A 14,565-nucleotide genomic window follows, 5' to 3' on the forward strand; every position below is an offset into this window, starting at 1 on the left:
TTAGCGTTAATACATTAAGTGTAGATAATTTAGCAAAAAAGAGAGAGGAAAGCTGAAAGAAGGAATGGCCATCCATGGCTGAATGCTCAAACTTCGTTTCTTGGAGAAACAGTTGGTGTCAGGATGTGATTTTCATCATATTCATCATATTCATCATATTCATCATTTGAATTAGTTTCATCATCAGACTTGTTTTCCGTGCCCACTTGCAAATCGTCATCAGAACCAAAATTCAAATCGTGGTTGTTATCCCGGAATATTTCGCCCAAATAAGCAAAGGAATTGGTGCTATCGCGTACACCAAACCGGGAATCATCTTCAGGAAATAAATGAATTGGCTCATTTTTAGCCGTGAGATAAATCACAATATCCGCTATGATTTTAACGCTTGCTGAAACCGCAAAACCAACAGCGCCGCCGACAATCGCACCTGGGATTGCGCCCATACCAAATGCAAAACCTCCAAGTAAAGCACCTATAATAGCGCCAGTAGAAGTTGTGGCAATACCGGATATTAAAAAACCGGTAAAACGTTCATGCTTGGTGTAGCCTCTGGTTATTTTGGCAATGCCGGTTAAGGTAACGCCCAAGACCAAACCTGAAGCCATGCCGATGAGCGAGCCGAGAACCGAGCCAATGCCAGGAAAAACAAACGTTCCAAGCAATGCCCCAACTCCGGCACCTATGCCAGAGGCTGATAACGTTGTGGCTAGAAAGCCAAAATGTTCGTTTATCTTGCCCTTCCCTGCCCATAAACGGGAAAGCCCTATCAGGAAAATGCCGCCGGCAGCCCCAAACCCTGCACCAATCGCGGCGCCAATTCCGGTCCCGACAACAGGGAATGCCAGTGAACCTAAAATGGCGCCAATTCCAGATCCAATGCCCGTGCTGCCAGCCAGAGAGACAATCCCACCGATTATTTTGCCGAAACTGCTCCCAAACCAGAGATGGGAAATTCCCAATGCTTCAACACCAAAGGCTGCGCCGAAGGCAAGTCCTAACAATATTCCAGAGCCCGTGCCAAGTCCCGGGAATAGCGCCGTGCCCAATATGCCGCCTGTCACCATCCCAAGACTTGCTGCCAGTATAAAAGCAATGCTCTCAAGCACCGGCCGAACCAGCCATTTATATGATTTCGGTTTATACCCAAGCATCTCATAGCCTGTCTGAATGACGCCTTCGATCGCTTTTTTTATCTCCGGGGAGCCAGTGAAACTTCCGTATTTTTGTTTAAACGCATGAACGGCTTTGATTTGCCCTTGTACATCCACCTCAAGGAAGGTGGGATCTTCACAGGAGTTTTTTTGTTGAATAAGAGTCAGGGAATCTTTAATTAATGGAATTAAGGATTGGTTTTTTCTATCGTCACGAGCATTTTTAAAAATTTGGAAATTGATTTGGCGTATTAATGCTTCAAAAGAGGATTTCCAATTAGCGTCATTTAATTTCTCAACCGCATCGGTTAACTCTTGGATAAGGTTCTCAACACTTTCATGAGGCTGGGCGTTTATTTCTAAACTCTCAACAGGCATGCTCGGCATATATTTCCAAAAAATAAAATCATCAAGGTGTTTTATTATAATATAATATGGTAATTTTTAAAACTCTGTAGCCTTTTAAAATGCAAAATCACAAGAATGGTCTAAGCTTAAATATATGCGCAAATCTTAATGCCTGCCTGGAAATGCAGATGACTTCGCAAGAGCATCCAGGGATGGATTAAAACCATAAGGATATGGCAGCTGGCTTGCAGAGCATCTGCATTTCCAGGCAGGCATTAACACGGGGAATTTTTGAAAGGATGCAAAGATGACGAATAATCATGAAGAAGAAGCCTTAACCCTCTCCAATCCTCGTTTATTATCGGCAATTTACTTCAGTCTTCTGGCAATCATTGCCACCATTATCCTTGATACGGTTATCTATGCTTTAGGAGTTGAGCAGCTGTTGCCGGTTTTTCAGGGCATCCTTCTGGCTGTCATCATAGCCGCCATATTTGGCGCTTTATTTGGGGAAAAGATTGTCCACAGTAAAAAACCTTACCGCATGCGTGTTTTTTGGCTGGCTTTTTTTATGGTGCTTGTTGCCCTGCCCGTTTACGATTTAGGCTTTCTTTTTCTCTTCAAATATCACCATGAAGCACATCTCGCAGATGTAAGCTTCAAACATTTACTTTATTTATATTTACTCATCTTGTTTTACAGCTTTATACTTGTCGGCTTATGGCTTGCCATTCTTGCAGGACTTGCGGCGCTTTATTTACGAGGCTTTCTGGTTAATTATTTGCTGCGCACCCGCTATGAACGCCGCAAATCTCCCCAAGAAAAAGTCATACAGCACAAAACCCCAAAGTATGGACAGGCAACCGTCACTATTGAAGAAGAAAAAAATAATCAATCTTAACGCTGACAGTTTTTATGATCGATGAAATCATAGACAATCCACAGGAACTTTTTGCCCATATAAGCGATGGCGCATACGTCATTACACCTAATAATCGCTTGAGTCAGCAATTAATACAGGATTATTTCAAGGCCCGCTCAACAGGGGTTCTTGAAAAGCCATTTTGCCTTGCTTATCCCGCTTTTTTGCAAAAGCTTTACCTGACCGCGTTGCAAAAATTCCCGAAAAATTCTCATCCCATTGTCCTGAATGACATGCAGGAAAGCCATCTATGGCGCTTAATTTTGGAAGGAGAAACACCGCACTCGCCTGAACCCGGTTTGATAGAAGAAATAAAAGAAGCCTGTTCCCGCTGCCAACAATGGGATATTGAGGTCAAAGAACCACGCTTTTTGCATTCTCCACAAACAGAGCGGTTTCAACAATGGCGCCTCGTCTTTCAAAATAAATTAAAAGAGCTTGGGGCAATCAGTGCGGCACAAATTGTCTCTTATCTTGTACAGGGACATTATCTTCCCGCCATCCCGGCACTCATTTGGGTTTCGTTTAACGATTACACACCCGAACAGCTTATGCTGCAACGATCGCTAAAAAAACTGGGTTGCAAACAATATTGTTATGATTTGGCAGGCGAACCTTCCTCTCCGCTACTCTATGGCGCAAAAGACGAGCAAGATGAATGGATGCAAATCATTCAATGGCTTAAAGCGCGCTTTGCCAAAAATGAACAACGCATTGCTGTGGTTGTTCCTGATCTTGAAGGAGCGTCTCATCGCATCAATCGTCTGCTGGCAAGACATTTAGAAGGGCATCAGTATAATATTTCTCTTGGCGAAGCAATGCTGAAATTCCCGGTCGCAGCCCATGCGCTCGCATTTTTAACGCTGGATAACACGTCACCGATTCCTGTTCATCGCGCGAAATTATTGTTATATAGCCCTTATCTCAAAGGAGGCCAAAGTGAGCTTCTGGCGCGAGCAGAACTCATTGAGAACTGCAGCCTGCTCAAGGAACCTGCTGTTTTTTTACCAGATATTCTCCCAGTCATAAGCCAAAAAGCGCCTGTGCTTGCCAGCATACTTGTCAATATGACAGAGTTTCCCAATGAAGCTGCCATTCCACAATGGATATTTCTTTTTAAAAAGAGACTCGCGGAATTGGGATTCCCAGGCGACTATCCATTGCCGTCTGCAACTTATCAATGCTTGCAGCGGCTGCTTGTTCTATTTGATGAATTACTGCCTTTATCTCTCATTTACACAACTCTCTCGAAAACAAAAGCTCTTGAAGCCTTTGAGGAACTGCTTAAAAAAACAATTTTTCAACCAGGAAAAGACGCCTCTCCCATACAGATCCTTGGTTTACTTGAGGCTGTCGGCAGCACTTTTGACAGCATTTGGGTTTCCGGCTTAACTGATCAATGCCTGCCGCAAAAGACAAGGCTTTCTGCCTTTATCCCCTATGACTTGCAACGCGAAAAACGCATGCCTCATGCCTTGCCTGAACAGGAATTAAAACTCGCACGGGATATGTTAAGCCGCTTGCGCTGCGGCAGTAAGCACTCAGTATTCAGTTACCCGCGCCTGACAGGTGATACGCCAAATTTGCCGAGCCCTTTACTTGGAGATTGCGCTCCTTTTCAACCCCTGCCTCTTTCCCACTCTGGCCGGCGAGCCCTGGTCAAACAGGAAGAACCTTACTATCTGCCTCTGCAAGATGATGAATCGGCAACCGGCGGAACATCGCTCCTTGCCAACCAGGCCAAATGCCCTTTTCGTGCGTTTGCAGCCCATAGGCTGCATGCCGTCAAAGAACCAGAAATTGTGCTTGGTTTTAACCATCAAGAACGCGGCCAGCTTATGCATCAAATCATGGAAAACCTCTGGCAGACCCTAAAATCGCAACAAGCGCTGTTTGCCTTCAGTCCGCAAGAACTGGAAAATTGCATAGAGCGCATTATCCATGAAGCCCTGGCTCCATATCTTAAAGCCCATCGGCACACCTATCCGCCAGCCATTCAAGAAGTAGAAATATCAAGACTCAAGGCGCTGGTTAAAGCCAATCTTGAATGGGAAAAGGAACGCCCCCCTTTTGAGATCAATGCTCTTGAAAAAACTTACACGATGCATCTTGCCGGAATTGAATTTAATATTCGAGTTGACCGCATTGATACGGTCGGTGATGAAAAATGGGTAATAGATTATAAAACCACTTTACCCGCCTATAAGCCCTGGAATGAAGAACGTCCCGAGGAACCGCAGCTTTTACTCTATGCGCTGCTTGATAAGGATATTCGCACTCTTTTGTTCTTAGAGCTCAAGGCAGGCACTTTAACCTGCAGCGGAATCAGCTCACACAAACTCTCTTTGCAAGGCATCTCAGCCATTAAAAAAGATGAACGATTCGAAGATAAACAGCAATTCTGGCATGCGCAGCTCACTCGGATTGCCGCTGAATTCCAAAGCGGTTTTTGTGCCCCAAGACCCAAGCGAAAAACCATTTGTGAACGCTGTGAATTTCAAAATTTATGCCGTATTGAAATGCAATAATTTTTATTGGGGCAATTGTCAACGCGCCCTACAATTTTCCATACGGAAATGATGCTTACTTAATGGATAGGAAGAAAATATGAGTCTCTTAATTGCGGGGGGAACAGGGTTCGTAGGTACAGAGCTCGTGCGCGCATTTTTGCCTGAATATCCAATTACCGTACTTAGCCGCTCGAGAGAACAGGTGAAAAAACAATTCGGCGAACAAGTTAAGGCCTGCACCTGGGAAGAGTTACCCCGTTTGGATGCCAGAAATTATCAGGCTGTTATCAACCTTTGCGGTAAAAATATTGCCGGATCGCGCTGGAATGAAGCCGTTAAACAGGAAATCATTGATTCGCGGGTAAATACAAATGTAACACTTATCAATTGGCTTATCAGCCAGGAGGCAAAGCCGCATTTTTACTGCGCCAATGCCATAGGAATATATGGCATACAAAAAAATGATGACCCAACTGCCTATGATGAAGATGCGCCTATTGATTTTGCCCATCCCAAAGATTACTTAAGCAAAGTTGGCGTTCTTTGGCAAAAGTCCCTTCAGCCTGCCACTGAATATGGAATTCCAGTCACCATCACCCGTTTTGGGGTTGTTTTAAAGCGGGGCGAGGGTATGCTGAAAAAATTAGCTCCAGCCTTTAAGCTCGGATTGGGAAGCGTGCTCGGCGATGGCAAGCAAGTCATCTCCTGGGTACATTACCAAGACGTCGTCAGAGCTTATGGCTTTCTGCTCAGCAACCCCGGCCTGACTGGAGCCTTTAATGTTACTTCTCCTAACCCTGTCAGTCAGGCAGAATTTGCTGAACGGTTGGCTAAGGCGTTGAATCGGCCTTTATTGCTTAAAACTCCCGCCTGGGTCATACGCCTCATTTTTGGCGAAATGGGCGATATGTTACTCCTTCATGGCCAGCGGGTAGTGCCCAAGCGTTTACCCCGGGAAGGATTTGAATTTGCCTATCCTGAATTGAAAGATGCATTGGCTGCTGAATTTAATTCCTGATTGATTCAATCCTTTCAGAACAGTTTAGCTTGCGCTTTGTATTAAACAGATTATAATTTGCTCATTTTAAAATCAATTTGTTTTTATAGATCGAGAAGGGCGAATGCTGAAATTAAAATCGACAGACCTCAAAACAACCAAGGTTGCAGAAGAAGTTCTCCTCAAAGCGTTATTTTCTTTTGATGATAAAAAAACAGCCTTATATTCAGCTGTACATCACACTGGAAAAATACGTTTTGACTCAGATTTTATCATTTATCCGCTTTGCAAACTTGATAGCTTGTTATTGGTATTAAAAGAAAATTTATCAAAAAAACAATCAAATTTGAGCGAGGACGCATGGCGAGATGACGATCTTGAGGAAAGTTCATATAAAATCCGTTATTTGGTTGATGAAAACTATCGCGTCTGGTTCGCGGAGGAAGGCGCTGCCGGAAAAAAAATTCCCGCTCATTACCAAATGACGGGCGAGAGTGTTTCTTCCGCACGCTGCATAGCGGCAGGTAATATAACGTTTGATAAAAATTTCGGCCAAATTACTGCTGTCAATCATAAAAGTGGTGATTTTCGCCCTGAATTTTCTTCCATTAAATGGTTGCTTGCAATTTTGCTTGCCGGCCAGGATTTGCTTGAAAAAATTAATCTGAAATTTGCAGATATAATCACTATTGAAGAGCTCAGTTCTTCAGGAGGCCTTGAAAAGAAACATTATTTTTCCGCAAAGAGTTTACAATTGTTCATCGACAAAATACCAGAAACAATTTTTGAGGCAAAACAACCGGATGAGCTAAAAATTACTTCATATCGAGCCAAGACCCAAAAAATCCTTGAGTACCGCTTATTCTCTGAGGAACAACAAAAAAATTCTCCCTCAAAAATTTCAAAGAAATTAAACTTTGATCTCGAGCCTGACCTGGGACCCCCGAAAAAAGCCAGGAGATTATTTTTATAAACCATCCTGGTGCATGGCTATGTTGCTTGCAGCCGGGGTTTTTAAATCAAAACAATGAGTTGATAACCGCGAATGATTAGGCTCTGGAAAAAGCAAAAGCCATGCTTTCTGCTATCTCGCTAAACCCCATAGCGAGTGCCAGGAGGCGATCCAAGCCCAAAGCGACTCCACTGCAAGGCGGCAATCCATGGCTAAGCGCTTGTAATAAATAGCTATCTGGCGCAATTTGGGCAGGCAACCCTTTTTCCTTTCTCATGCCAATATCCTCTAAAAAGCGCTTTTTTTGTGCCGCAGCATCGGTTAGCTCATGAAAACCATTGGCTAATTCGATGCCGCGATAATAAACTTCAAAACGCTCGGCTACACCATGATTGATCTGGGCAAGCGCTGCCTGCGTTGGGGGAAAATGATAGATTGCGACTGGATTGAGTTCCTTTGCCAATTCAGGTTCTATCACGTGGCTCAGCAGTAAGAATAAATATTGATCCTTGTCAGTTTCAGATTGCGGCAAAACATCCTCCAACCCAAACCTGCCAACTGTCTGCCGCAAATATTTCAGGCTGGCCTGGAGAGGATCAAAACCGCATATGTCTAAAAAAATTTGCTGATAGGTGATGCGCTTCATGACAGAACAATTAAGAATCCCTTGCAGCAGCGCTTCTACTTCATCCATTAAATCATGATGGGTCACGTTTAACTGATACCACTCAAGCATGGTGAACTCAGGATTATGCCAGCGGCCCAATTCATCATCACGAAACACTTTTGCCAATTGAAAAATGGGGCCGCTCCCTGCTGCCAAAAGCCGTTTCATGTGATATTCGGGAGAAGTTTGCAAATAATAAGTTTGCCCGCGAAAACGGGCTTCAATATTCTGCAGATACACATCGGTAACACCATGTTTCGCAAGGATCGGTGTTTCGACTTCAAGATAGCCGCGCTCATTAAAAAAATTTCTAACCCGCGCCAGCAAATGCGTGCGCTGCCTCAAGGATTCTATCGTGGCTGTAGGTTGCCAATTTTCATTCATAGAAAAAGATCAAAAAAAACCGGATTAGACCGAAGGCTGTACCAGGGCATGATTCCCCAATTAATAAAAGATGCCCAATTCAAGCTTTGCTGCTTCTGTCATTCGCTCCTGAGTCCAGGGCGGATCCCAAACAAGTTCCACAGTACAATCATTTACACCTTCTACCTTGTTCACAGTCTGCTCAACCGTGCCGGGAAAAGTCTGCGCTACCGGGCATCCTGGGGAGGTTAAAGTCATTTGAATATGAACGTCTTTGGTCTCATCTTCAATGGTAATATTATAAATTAAACCTAGATCATAGATATTCACCGGAATTTCAGGGTCAAATACTGTTTTTAAGGCGGCAATCACAGCATCGTGTAATTTTGCCTGTTCGTCTTTTTTCTTTTTGAACCCTAACATCGCCTACTCCGTAGTTACCACAGTACTATCTTGCTTAAGCGCTGATTCCAGGGTATGCCAGGCAAGAGTCGCACATTTGACCCGGGCGGGAAACGCGCGCACACCAGCAAGGACTGAAAGCTTATCAAGCGATTCTGGTTCCGGATCATCTGCAACGGTTACCATATGGTGAAAACGCTTAAAAAACTCATGCGCTTCAGATACCGTTTTACCTTGCAATACTTCAGTCATCAAGGAAGCGGAGGCCTGAGAAATAGCGCATCCACAGCCCAAAAAGCTGATATCTTCAATCGCATCATTTTTAAGCTTCAGGTAAACAGTTAATTTATCGCCGCACAGTGGATTAAACCCTTTTGCTTTACAAGTGGGATGCTCCATTTCGCGGTGATTGCGGGGATTTTGATTATGATCAATGATGATTTCCTGGTAAAGTTCGCGTAAATCCATCATCGGGAAAAAACCTCTTTGACTTTGTGCAGCGCTTTAACGCATTCATCAATTTCCTGTTCCGTGTTGTAAAAGGATAAAGAAATGCGAGCTGTCGCCGGCACGTCCAAAAAATCCATCAAAGGCATGGTGCAATGATGGCCGCTGCGAATGGCAATGCCTTCGCTGTCAAGTATGGTGCCAATATCATGAGCGTGAATTTTTCCATGAACGAATGAAATGATAGGGACTTTTTCTTTGGCCGTCCCTATCAAGTTAAAACCTTTCACGGTTTTTATAGCATCAGTCGCATATGCCAATAGATGCGCTTCATAGGCGACAATAGCGTCCAAATCAAGCGACCATAAATAATCCATAGCTTGAGCCAGCCCCATTACGCCTGCGATGTTTGGCGTACCAGCTTCAAATTTATACGGCAGCGGCGCATAATCTGTGGATTCCAGGGTCACATAATTAATCATTTCGCCGCCGCCCTGATAAGGCCCCATGTCGTTTAAAAGATGTTCTTTGCCCCAAAGCACACCAATCCCTGTTGGCCCATACATTTTATGGCCGGAAAAAGCGAAAAAATCACAATCCAGTTCTTGCACATTAATCGGCAGATGCGCTGTCGCCTGGGCGCCATCCAGGAGCACCAAAGCACCAACGGCATGCGCCATTTCAATCATTTTTTTCACGGGATTAATCGTGCCTAAAGCATTCGATACATAATTGATAGCAACAAACTTGGTGTTATCTGACAGCTTTCTGGCAAACTCATCCAGGAGTACTTCTCCCTCGAAAGAAATAGGAGCCACTTCAAGGCGGGCACCTGTTTTCTTACATACCATTTGCCAGGGAACAATATTAGAGTGATGCTCCATGTGCGTAATCAGGATTTCTTCCCCCGGCAATATACGCGGTGCGACAAAGCTTTGTGCAACCAAATTAATGCCTTCCGTTGTGCCGCGGACAAAAATACATTCATGAGCGTGTTTTGCCTGAATAAAACGGCGTACTTTCTCGCGTGCGCTTTCAAATTTTTGGGTGGCGCGCACACTTAAAGCATGGACGCTGCGGTGTACATTGGCATTATCATGAGTATAAAAATCACTGATTGCCTCAATAACAGGCTTTGGCTTCTGAGTTGTCGCTGCATTATCCAGATAAATGAGCGGCATATCATCATTTACGGTTTGATGTAATACCGGAAAATCGCGGCGTATTGCTTCTATATCCAATGTTTCAATCAATTCACGTGCTCGATTCATGATTTATTCATCCTAACTGCCGGTTCAATAAGGACTTCATCCAGTCCTGAAGTCCGGGGAGTGAGACTCTTTGCAAGTTTTCCGCAGAGAAAGCCTGAATCATATAGCGGCTTGCTTCTTCACGGTTAATGCCGCGGGCGGCCAGATAAAATAAGGCATCTTCATCAAGCTGGCCTACGGTTGCGCCATGCGAACACACCACATCATCGGCATAAATTTCAAGCTGAGGTTTGGTGTCAATTTCGGCAGCGGCAGAAAGCAGCAAATTTTTATTCTGTTGTTTGGCAACGGTATGCTGGGCATCTTTAGCCACCAGGACTTTGCCATTAAAAACAGCCCGCGAAGCGCCTTTTAGAATTCCCTTATAGTCCTGCTCGCTGTGGCAGAAAGGCGCGGCATGCGCGACTGTCGTATGATGATCAATATGTTGCCCGCCAACAGGCACATAAATGCCATTTAAAAGGCAATGCGCATGCGGCTCGCGAAATACAATGCTGACATCACTGCGCACAAGCTTGCCGCCAAGGCTTAGCACGTGGCTGTTAAATCCGCTGTTTCCTGCCTGGCGCACAGCCGTATGTCCTACGTGGTAAGCCAGATTTCCTTCCCGCTGTATTTTATAATGATTTAACAAAGCCTTTTTGCCAACCGCTATTTCAGACATGGCATTACTCAAATAGGCACAATCATTGAGACCTTGATAATCTTCAACCACCGTAGCAGAACTCCCTGCTCCAGCTACAATCAAATAGCGAAGATACACAGCCTGTTCGGCGTTATCCTGCCAGTGGGACAGCCATAAAGGATCTTTTAACTGACAACCCTCTGGCAAATAGATGAATAATCCATCCTGCAGTATCGCGGTATTCAGTGCCTGAAAACCATGTTCATGCGAAAGAATTTGGCCCAGATGGGGTTTTATCAAATCGGCATGTTCCCCTATCGCCTGAGGCCAGGGCTTTACAATAACGCCAGCCGGTAATCGGGCATTGACCTCTTCGGCATTAAGTACCTTGCCGTTACAAATCCTGACTGGCAATCCCAAAGGCACATCATTCATGGGCGGACACGCTTCATTCCCGGATGGCTGGTTCAGATTGAAACGTTGCCGTAAAAAGGCATCTACAGAAGTATATTTCCATTCTTCATCGTGGCGGCCTGGAAAACCGATACGGGTAAAATCTGTTAACGCCCCATGCTGTAAACGCTTAAGCCAGGGTATGTCTGACAACCCTGCTAAAGCCTGCTTTTGATAAAATTCAAGGACGTCTATCATGCCTTCTCCATCTTCAGAAGATTGCCATACCCCTTTTCCTCCAGCTCTAGCGCTAAGGATTTATCTCCTGACTTGATGATACGCCCATTGGCCAGCACATGAATAAAATCAGGTTCAATATAATTAAGCAAACGCTGGTAATGAGTAACGAGAATAATAGCGCGCTCCGGGCTTCGCATGGCATTTACGCCCTCTGCAATAATTCGCAATGCATCAATATCCAAACCGGAATCCGTTTCATCGAGAATAGCAAGTTTTGGCTCAAGCGCTGCCATTTGCAATATTTCATTGCGTTTTTTTTCTCCACCGGAGAATCCTTCATTGATACTGCGGTATAAAAAGCTTTCATCCATATCAAGCATCTGGCATTTTTCGCGGATAAAGCTTAAAAACTCAATGGCATCCAGCGTCTTTTTATCCTGCCCCTTGCGGACTGCATTAACCGCAGCCTTTAAAAAATTAATATTAGTGACGCCTGGAATTTCTACAGGGTATTGAAATGACATAAAAATGCCTGCCTGGGCGCGCTCTGCCGGCGATAAAGGCAGCAAATCCTTACCCATATACTCAATTTCGCCATGAGTAATCTTATAAGCGGGATGGCCTGCCAGCACTTTTGACAAAGTACTTTTTCCAGATCCGTTTGGCCCCATGATGGCATGAATTTCTCCGCCTTTCACAGACAAATCAATCCCTTTTAAAATGGGTTGATCATCGATTGCTGCATGTAACTCTCTAATTGATAACATCTTAACCTACTGCCCCTTCCAGACTAATACCTAATAATTTTGTTGCCTCCACCGCAAATTCCATTGGCAGCTCTTTTAGCACCTGTTTACAAAATCCATTGACTATCATGGATACGGCATTTTCCGTATCTATGCCGCGCTGCTCGCAATAAAACAACTGGTCTTCACTGATTTTTGAAGTCGTGGCTTCATGCTCGACCTTGGCGGTTGGGTTTTTGACTTCTATATAGGGAAACGTATGTGCTGAGCATTGGCTTCCCATCAGCATGGAATCACATTGCGTATAATTGCGCGCATTGCTGGCTGTGGGCGCAATGCGTACCAAGCCACGGTAGGCATTATGCGCGCGACCCGCGCTGATGCCTTTGGAAATAATGGTAGAGCGGGTATTTTTACCCAGATGAATCATTTTAGTGCCTGTATCGGCTTGCTGATAATGATTGGTTACAGCGACTGAATAAAATTCTCCAACCGATTCGTCACCCTGTAAAATAACGCTTGGATATTTCCAGGTAATCGCAGAACCAGTTTCAATCTGGGTCCATGAAATTTTGGAACGCTTGCCGCGGCATGCACCCCGTTTGGTTACAAAATTATATATCCCGCCCTTGCCTTCCTTATCGCCAGGATACCAGTTTTGCACGGTTGAATATTTAATTTGCGCACCATCCAAAGCCACCAGCTCCACTACAGCCGCATGCAGCTGGTTTTCATCCCGCATGGGTGCAGTGCATCCTTCAAGGTAAGATACATAGCTATCTGAGTCAGCCACGATTAAAGTACGCTCAAACTGTCCGGTTGATGCGGCATTGATACGAAAATAGGTGGATAATTCCATAGGACAACGAACGCCTTTAGGAATATAAACAAATGAGCCGTCACTGAACACCGCTGAATTTAATGCCGCATAAAAATTATCGCGGTAGGAAACAACCGTTCCGAGATACTGGCGGATGAGATCCGGATATTCTTTGACCGCTTCAGACAGAGGACAAAAAATCACCCCTTTTTCAGCCAGTTTTTCTTTAAACGTAGTTGCAACCGAGACGCTGTCAAAAACCGCATCAACCGCAACCCCTGCGAGCATTTCCTGCTCGTGCAACGGGATACCAAGTTTTTCATAGGTACGCAACAGTTCAGGGTCGACTTCTTCAAGACTTTTAGGCCCATCTTTTTTGTTTTTTGGCGCAGAATAATAAGAAATGGCCTGATAATCTACAGGAGGATAATGAACGCTTGCCCATTCGGGGTGTTTCATCGTTTGCCAATGCCTGAATGCCTTTAAACGCCATTCCAGTAAAAATTCCGGCTCACCTTTGATGGAAGACAAGCGCCGTATGACGTCTTCGTTCAGCCCCGGCGGAAATGTTTCTACTTCAATATCAGTTACAAAACCATGCTGATATTCCCGCTCAAGCAGAGAATGAATTTGTGCCTTATTTTTAGCCACTGTTTACTGCCCCTCTAGTTGCTTGATGCCCTCAACATTCACCATCTGTAAAGAAGGCTTGGCCAGTGCCTCAAGACTTACATTGCTTAATGCTGCTTCAATTGCCTTACTGATTAAACGCCAATTGCCTTGTACATGGCAAACACCTTGCAGCGAACACTCATTTGGATGCGTACTGCACTCAGTTAAACCTCGGAATTCTTCCAGCGCATAAATAATTTCCGCAACAGAAATGTCTGACGCCGGACGTTGCAGGCGATATCCGCCTGCAACGCCGCGAGCAGATGAAAGCAATCCTGCAGCAGTCAAACGTTTTAACAATTTACTGACGGTTGGCACGCTAAGGTGAGTGTGGGCTGCAATATCACGCGCGTTGCATAATACTTGCGGGCGCCTGGCTAGATACACCATCACTACTGTTCCATAATCGGCCAATTTGCTGATGCGCAGCATACCACTCCTTCCGCGAATAATCTAGTACCAATTAAGTCTTATATAGTATATAGTACTAATTTGGTTCTATTTAAAGAAAATACGCGATAATATCTCATTAATTTGGTTGAATGCAAGATAATCGCTTACAAAACCCGCAGGGCCATGCCTGAAAAAATACTTGACATCTACTTCCGGCGAACAAGTCGCGGAACGTTGAAATTGAAACTTAATGAGGCAATTAGCCCATGATTTATTTAAATTAATTGTTCACGCCCAGGTTCTATTACCAGACCCGAAGTTGCAACCAAACATTTATTGCATCCTCTCTAATTTGTAAGTACTCTTATTTTTTTAGGGAGATTTAATGGACTTCACTTACTCAATTGCCGGCGCATTAACCGGTTTTATTGTGGGGTTAACCGGAGTCGGCGGCGGTGCCTTGATGACTCCAATATTACTCTTGATTTTTGGTACAGCGCCCACTACAGCTGTTGCGACTGATTTATGGTTTGCTACCATCACCAAAATTGCGGCCTTAATCATCCACCACCGCGAGCAACATGTTAACTGGGCTGTGGTCCGCCGTTTATGGCTCGGAAGTTTGCCTGCCGCAATGCTTGTG

At 44.6% G+C, this 14,565-nt stretch carries 14 protein-coding genes; 5 read left to right on the forward strand and 9 right to left on the reverse strand.

Features of this window, described 5'->3' with window-relative positions:
- Positions 1-86: 86 nt before the first annotated feature.
- Positions 87-1,541 carry a hypothetical protein gene (locus tag Llon_RS08100; RefSeq protein ID WP_058529567.1) on the reverse strand — a complete coding sequence of 485 codons (1,455 nt, stop codon included), beginning with the start codon at positions 1,539-1,541 and terminating at the stop codon, positions 87-89.
- Between the two features lie 268 nt (positions 1,542-1,809).
- Here Llon_RS08100 and Llon_RS08105 point away from each other — a divergent pair, with 268 nt between their 5' ends.
- From Llon_RS08105 to Llon_RS08120, 4 genes are all read left to right on the forward strand, one after another.
- On the forward strand, positions 1,810-2,403 hold the full coding sequence (locus Llon_RS08105) for a hypothetical protein (protein WP_065238302.1): 594 nt from the start codon (positions 1,810-1,812) through the stop codon (positions 2,401-2,403).
- A 14-nt stretch (positions 2,404-2,417) separates the two neighbouring features.
- Positions 2,418-4,952 (forward strand): PD-(D/E)XK nuclease family protein, encoded by a 2,535-nt coding sequence (locus tag Llon_RS08110; protein ID WP_058529568.1) that lies wholly within the window; start codon positions 2,418-2,420, stop codon positions 4,950-4,952.
- 79 nt (positions 4,953-5,031) lie between these two features.
- Positions 5,032-5,952 carry a TIGR01777 family oxidoreductase gene (locus Llon_RS08115; RefSeq protein WP_058529569.1) on the forward strand — a complete coding sequence of 307 codons (921 nt, stop codon included), beginning with the start codon at positions 5,032-5,034 and terminating at the stop codon, positions 5,950-5,952.
- Between the two features lie 103 nt (positions 5,953-6,055).
- Entirely contained in the window at positions 6,056-6,904 is an 849-nt protein-coding gene (locus Llon_RS08120; RefSeq protein ID WP_058529570.1) for a hypothetical protein, read from the forward strand.
- 76 nt (positions 6,905-6,980) lie between these two features.
- Here the strand turns inward: Llon_RS08120 and epmA are convergent, their stop codons facing one another.
- Genes epmA through Llon_RS08160 form a run of 8 tightly spaced genes read right to left on the reverse strand, consistent with a single transcriptional unit; the run spans position 6,981 to position 13,961 of the window.
- A complete protein-coding gene (gene epmA / locus Llon_RS08125; protein WP_058529571.1) occupies positions 6,981-7,934 on the reverse strand; it encodes an elongation factor P--(R)-beta-lysine ligase in 954 nt (317 codons plus the stop codon).
- 60 nt (positions 7,935-7,994) lie between these two features.
- A complete protein-coding gene (locus Llon_RS08130) occupies positions 7,995-8,336 on the reverse strand; it encodes an SUF system Fe-S cluster assembly protein (protein WP_058529572.1) in 342 nt (113 codons plus the stop codon).
- Between the two features lie 3 nt (positions 8,337-8,339).
- Positions 8,340-8,786 (reverse strand): Fe-S cluster assembly sulfur transfer protein SufU, encoded by a 447-nt coding sequence (gene sufU, locus Llon_RS08135; protein ID WP_058529573.1) that lies wholly within the window; start codon positions 8,784-8,786, stop codon positions 8,340-8,342.
- Positions 8,783-10,033 carry an aminotransferase class V-fold PLP-dependent enzyme gene (locus Llon_RS08140; RefSeq protein ID WP_115336845.1) on the reverse strand — a complete coding sequence of 417 codons (1,251 nt, stop codon included), beginning with the start codon at positions 10,031-10,033 and terminating at the stop codon, positions 8,783-8,785. Before Llon_RS08140 ends, sufU begins: the two co-directional genes overlap by 4 nt.
- Before the next feature lie 7 nt (positions 10,034-10,040).
- Positions 10,041-11,309, reverse strand: coding sequence for a Fe-S cluster assembly protein SufD (gene sufD / locus Llon_RS08145; protein ID WP_058529574.1), 1,269 nt, complete (start codon positions 11,307-11,309; stop codon positions 10,041-10,043).
- Entirely contained in the window at positions 11,306-12,058 is a 753-nt protein-coding gene (gene sufC / locus Llon_RS08150) for a Fe-S cluster assembly ATPase SufC (protein ID WP_058529575.1), read from the reverse strand. The genes sufD and sufC overlap by 4 nt, the downstream gene beginning before the upstream one ends.
- Before the next feature lies 1 nt (position 12,059).
- Positions 12,060-13,508, reverse strand: a complete 1,449-nt coding sequence (gene sufB / locus Llon_RS08155; RefSeq protein WP_058529576.1) for a Fe-S cluster assembly protein SufB — start codon at positions 13,506-13,508, stop codon at positions 12,060-12,062.
- 3 nt (positions 13,509-13,511) lie between these two features.
- Positions 13,512-13,961, reverse strand: a complete 450-nt coding sequence (locus tag Llon_RS08160; protein ID WP_058529577.1) for an SUF system Fe-S cluster assembly regulator — start codon at positions 13,959-13,961, stop codon at positions 13,512-13,514.
- A gap of 346 nt (positions 13,962-14,307) precedes the next feature.
- Between Llon_RS08160 and Llon_RS11655 the strand changes: the two genes are divergently transcribed.
- Positions 14,308-14,565 (forward strand): sulfite exporter TauE/SafE family protein (locus tag Llon_RS11655; protein ID WP_202813346.1); only part of this gene is annotated, 258 nt, incomplete at its 3' end.

Origin of the sequence: Legionella londiniensis (assembly GCF_001467825.1) — a bacterium.
GTDB lineage: Bacteria > Pseudomonadota > Gammaproteobacteria > Legionellales > Legionellaceae > Legionella_A > Legionella_A londiniensis.

Bases quoted from the DNA above. Each gene is read 5' to 3' on its own strand.
- sufU (WP_058529573.1), bottom strand. From the start codon at position 8,786: ATGATGGATTTACGCGAACTTTACCAGGAAATCATCATTGATCATAAT.
- Llon_RS08110 (WP_058529568.1), top strand. From the start codon at position 2,418: ATGATCGATGAAATCATAGACAATCCACAGGAACTTTTTGCCCATATA.
- Llon_RS08115 (WP_058529569.1), top strand. From the start codon at position 5,032: ATGAGTCTCTTAATTGCGGGGGGAACAGGGTTCGTAGGTACAGAGCTC.
- Llon_RS08140 (WP_115336845.1), bottom strand. From the start codon at position 10,033: ATGAATCGAGCACGTGAATTGATTGAAACATTGGATATAGAAGCAATA.
- Llon_RS08120 (WP_058529570.1), top strand. From the start codon at position 6,056: ATGCTGAAATTAAAATCGACAGACCTCAAAACAACCAAGGTTGCAGAA.
- sufD (WP_058529574.1), bottom strand. From the start codon at position 11,309: ATGATAGACGTCCTTGAATTTTATCAAAAGCAGGCTTTAGCAGGGTTG.
- Llon_RS08100 (WP_058529567.1), bottom strand. From the start codon at position 1,541: ATGCCGAGCATGCCTGTTGAGAGTTTAGAAATAAACGCCCAGCCTCAT.
- sufC (WP_058529575.1), bottom strand. From the start codon at position 12,058: ATGTTATCAATTAGAGAGTTACATGCAGCAATCGATGATCAACCCATT.
- Llon_RS08105 (WP_065238302.1), top strand. From the start codon at position 1,810: ATGACGAATAATCATGAAGAAGAAGCCTTAACCCTCTCCAATCCTCGT.
- epmA (WP_058529571.1), bottom strand. From the start codon at position 7,934: ATGAATGAAAATTGGCAACCTACAGCCACGATAGAATCCTTGAGGCAG.
- Llon_RS08160 (WP_058529577.1), bottom strand. From the start codon at position 13,961: ATGCTGCGCATCAGCAAATTGGCCGATTATGGAACAGTAGTGATGGTG.
- Llon_RS08130 (WP_058529572.1), bottom strand. From the start codon at position 8,336: ATGTTAGGGTTCAAAAAGAAAAAAGACGAACAGGCAAAATTACACGAT.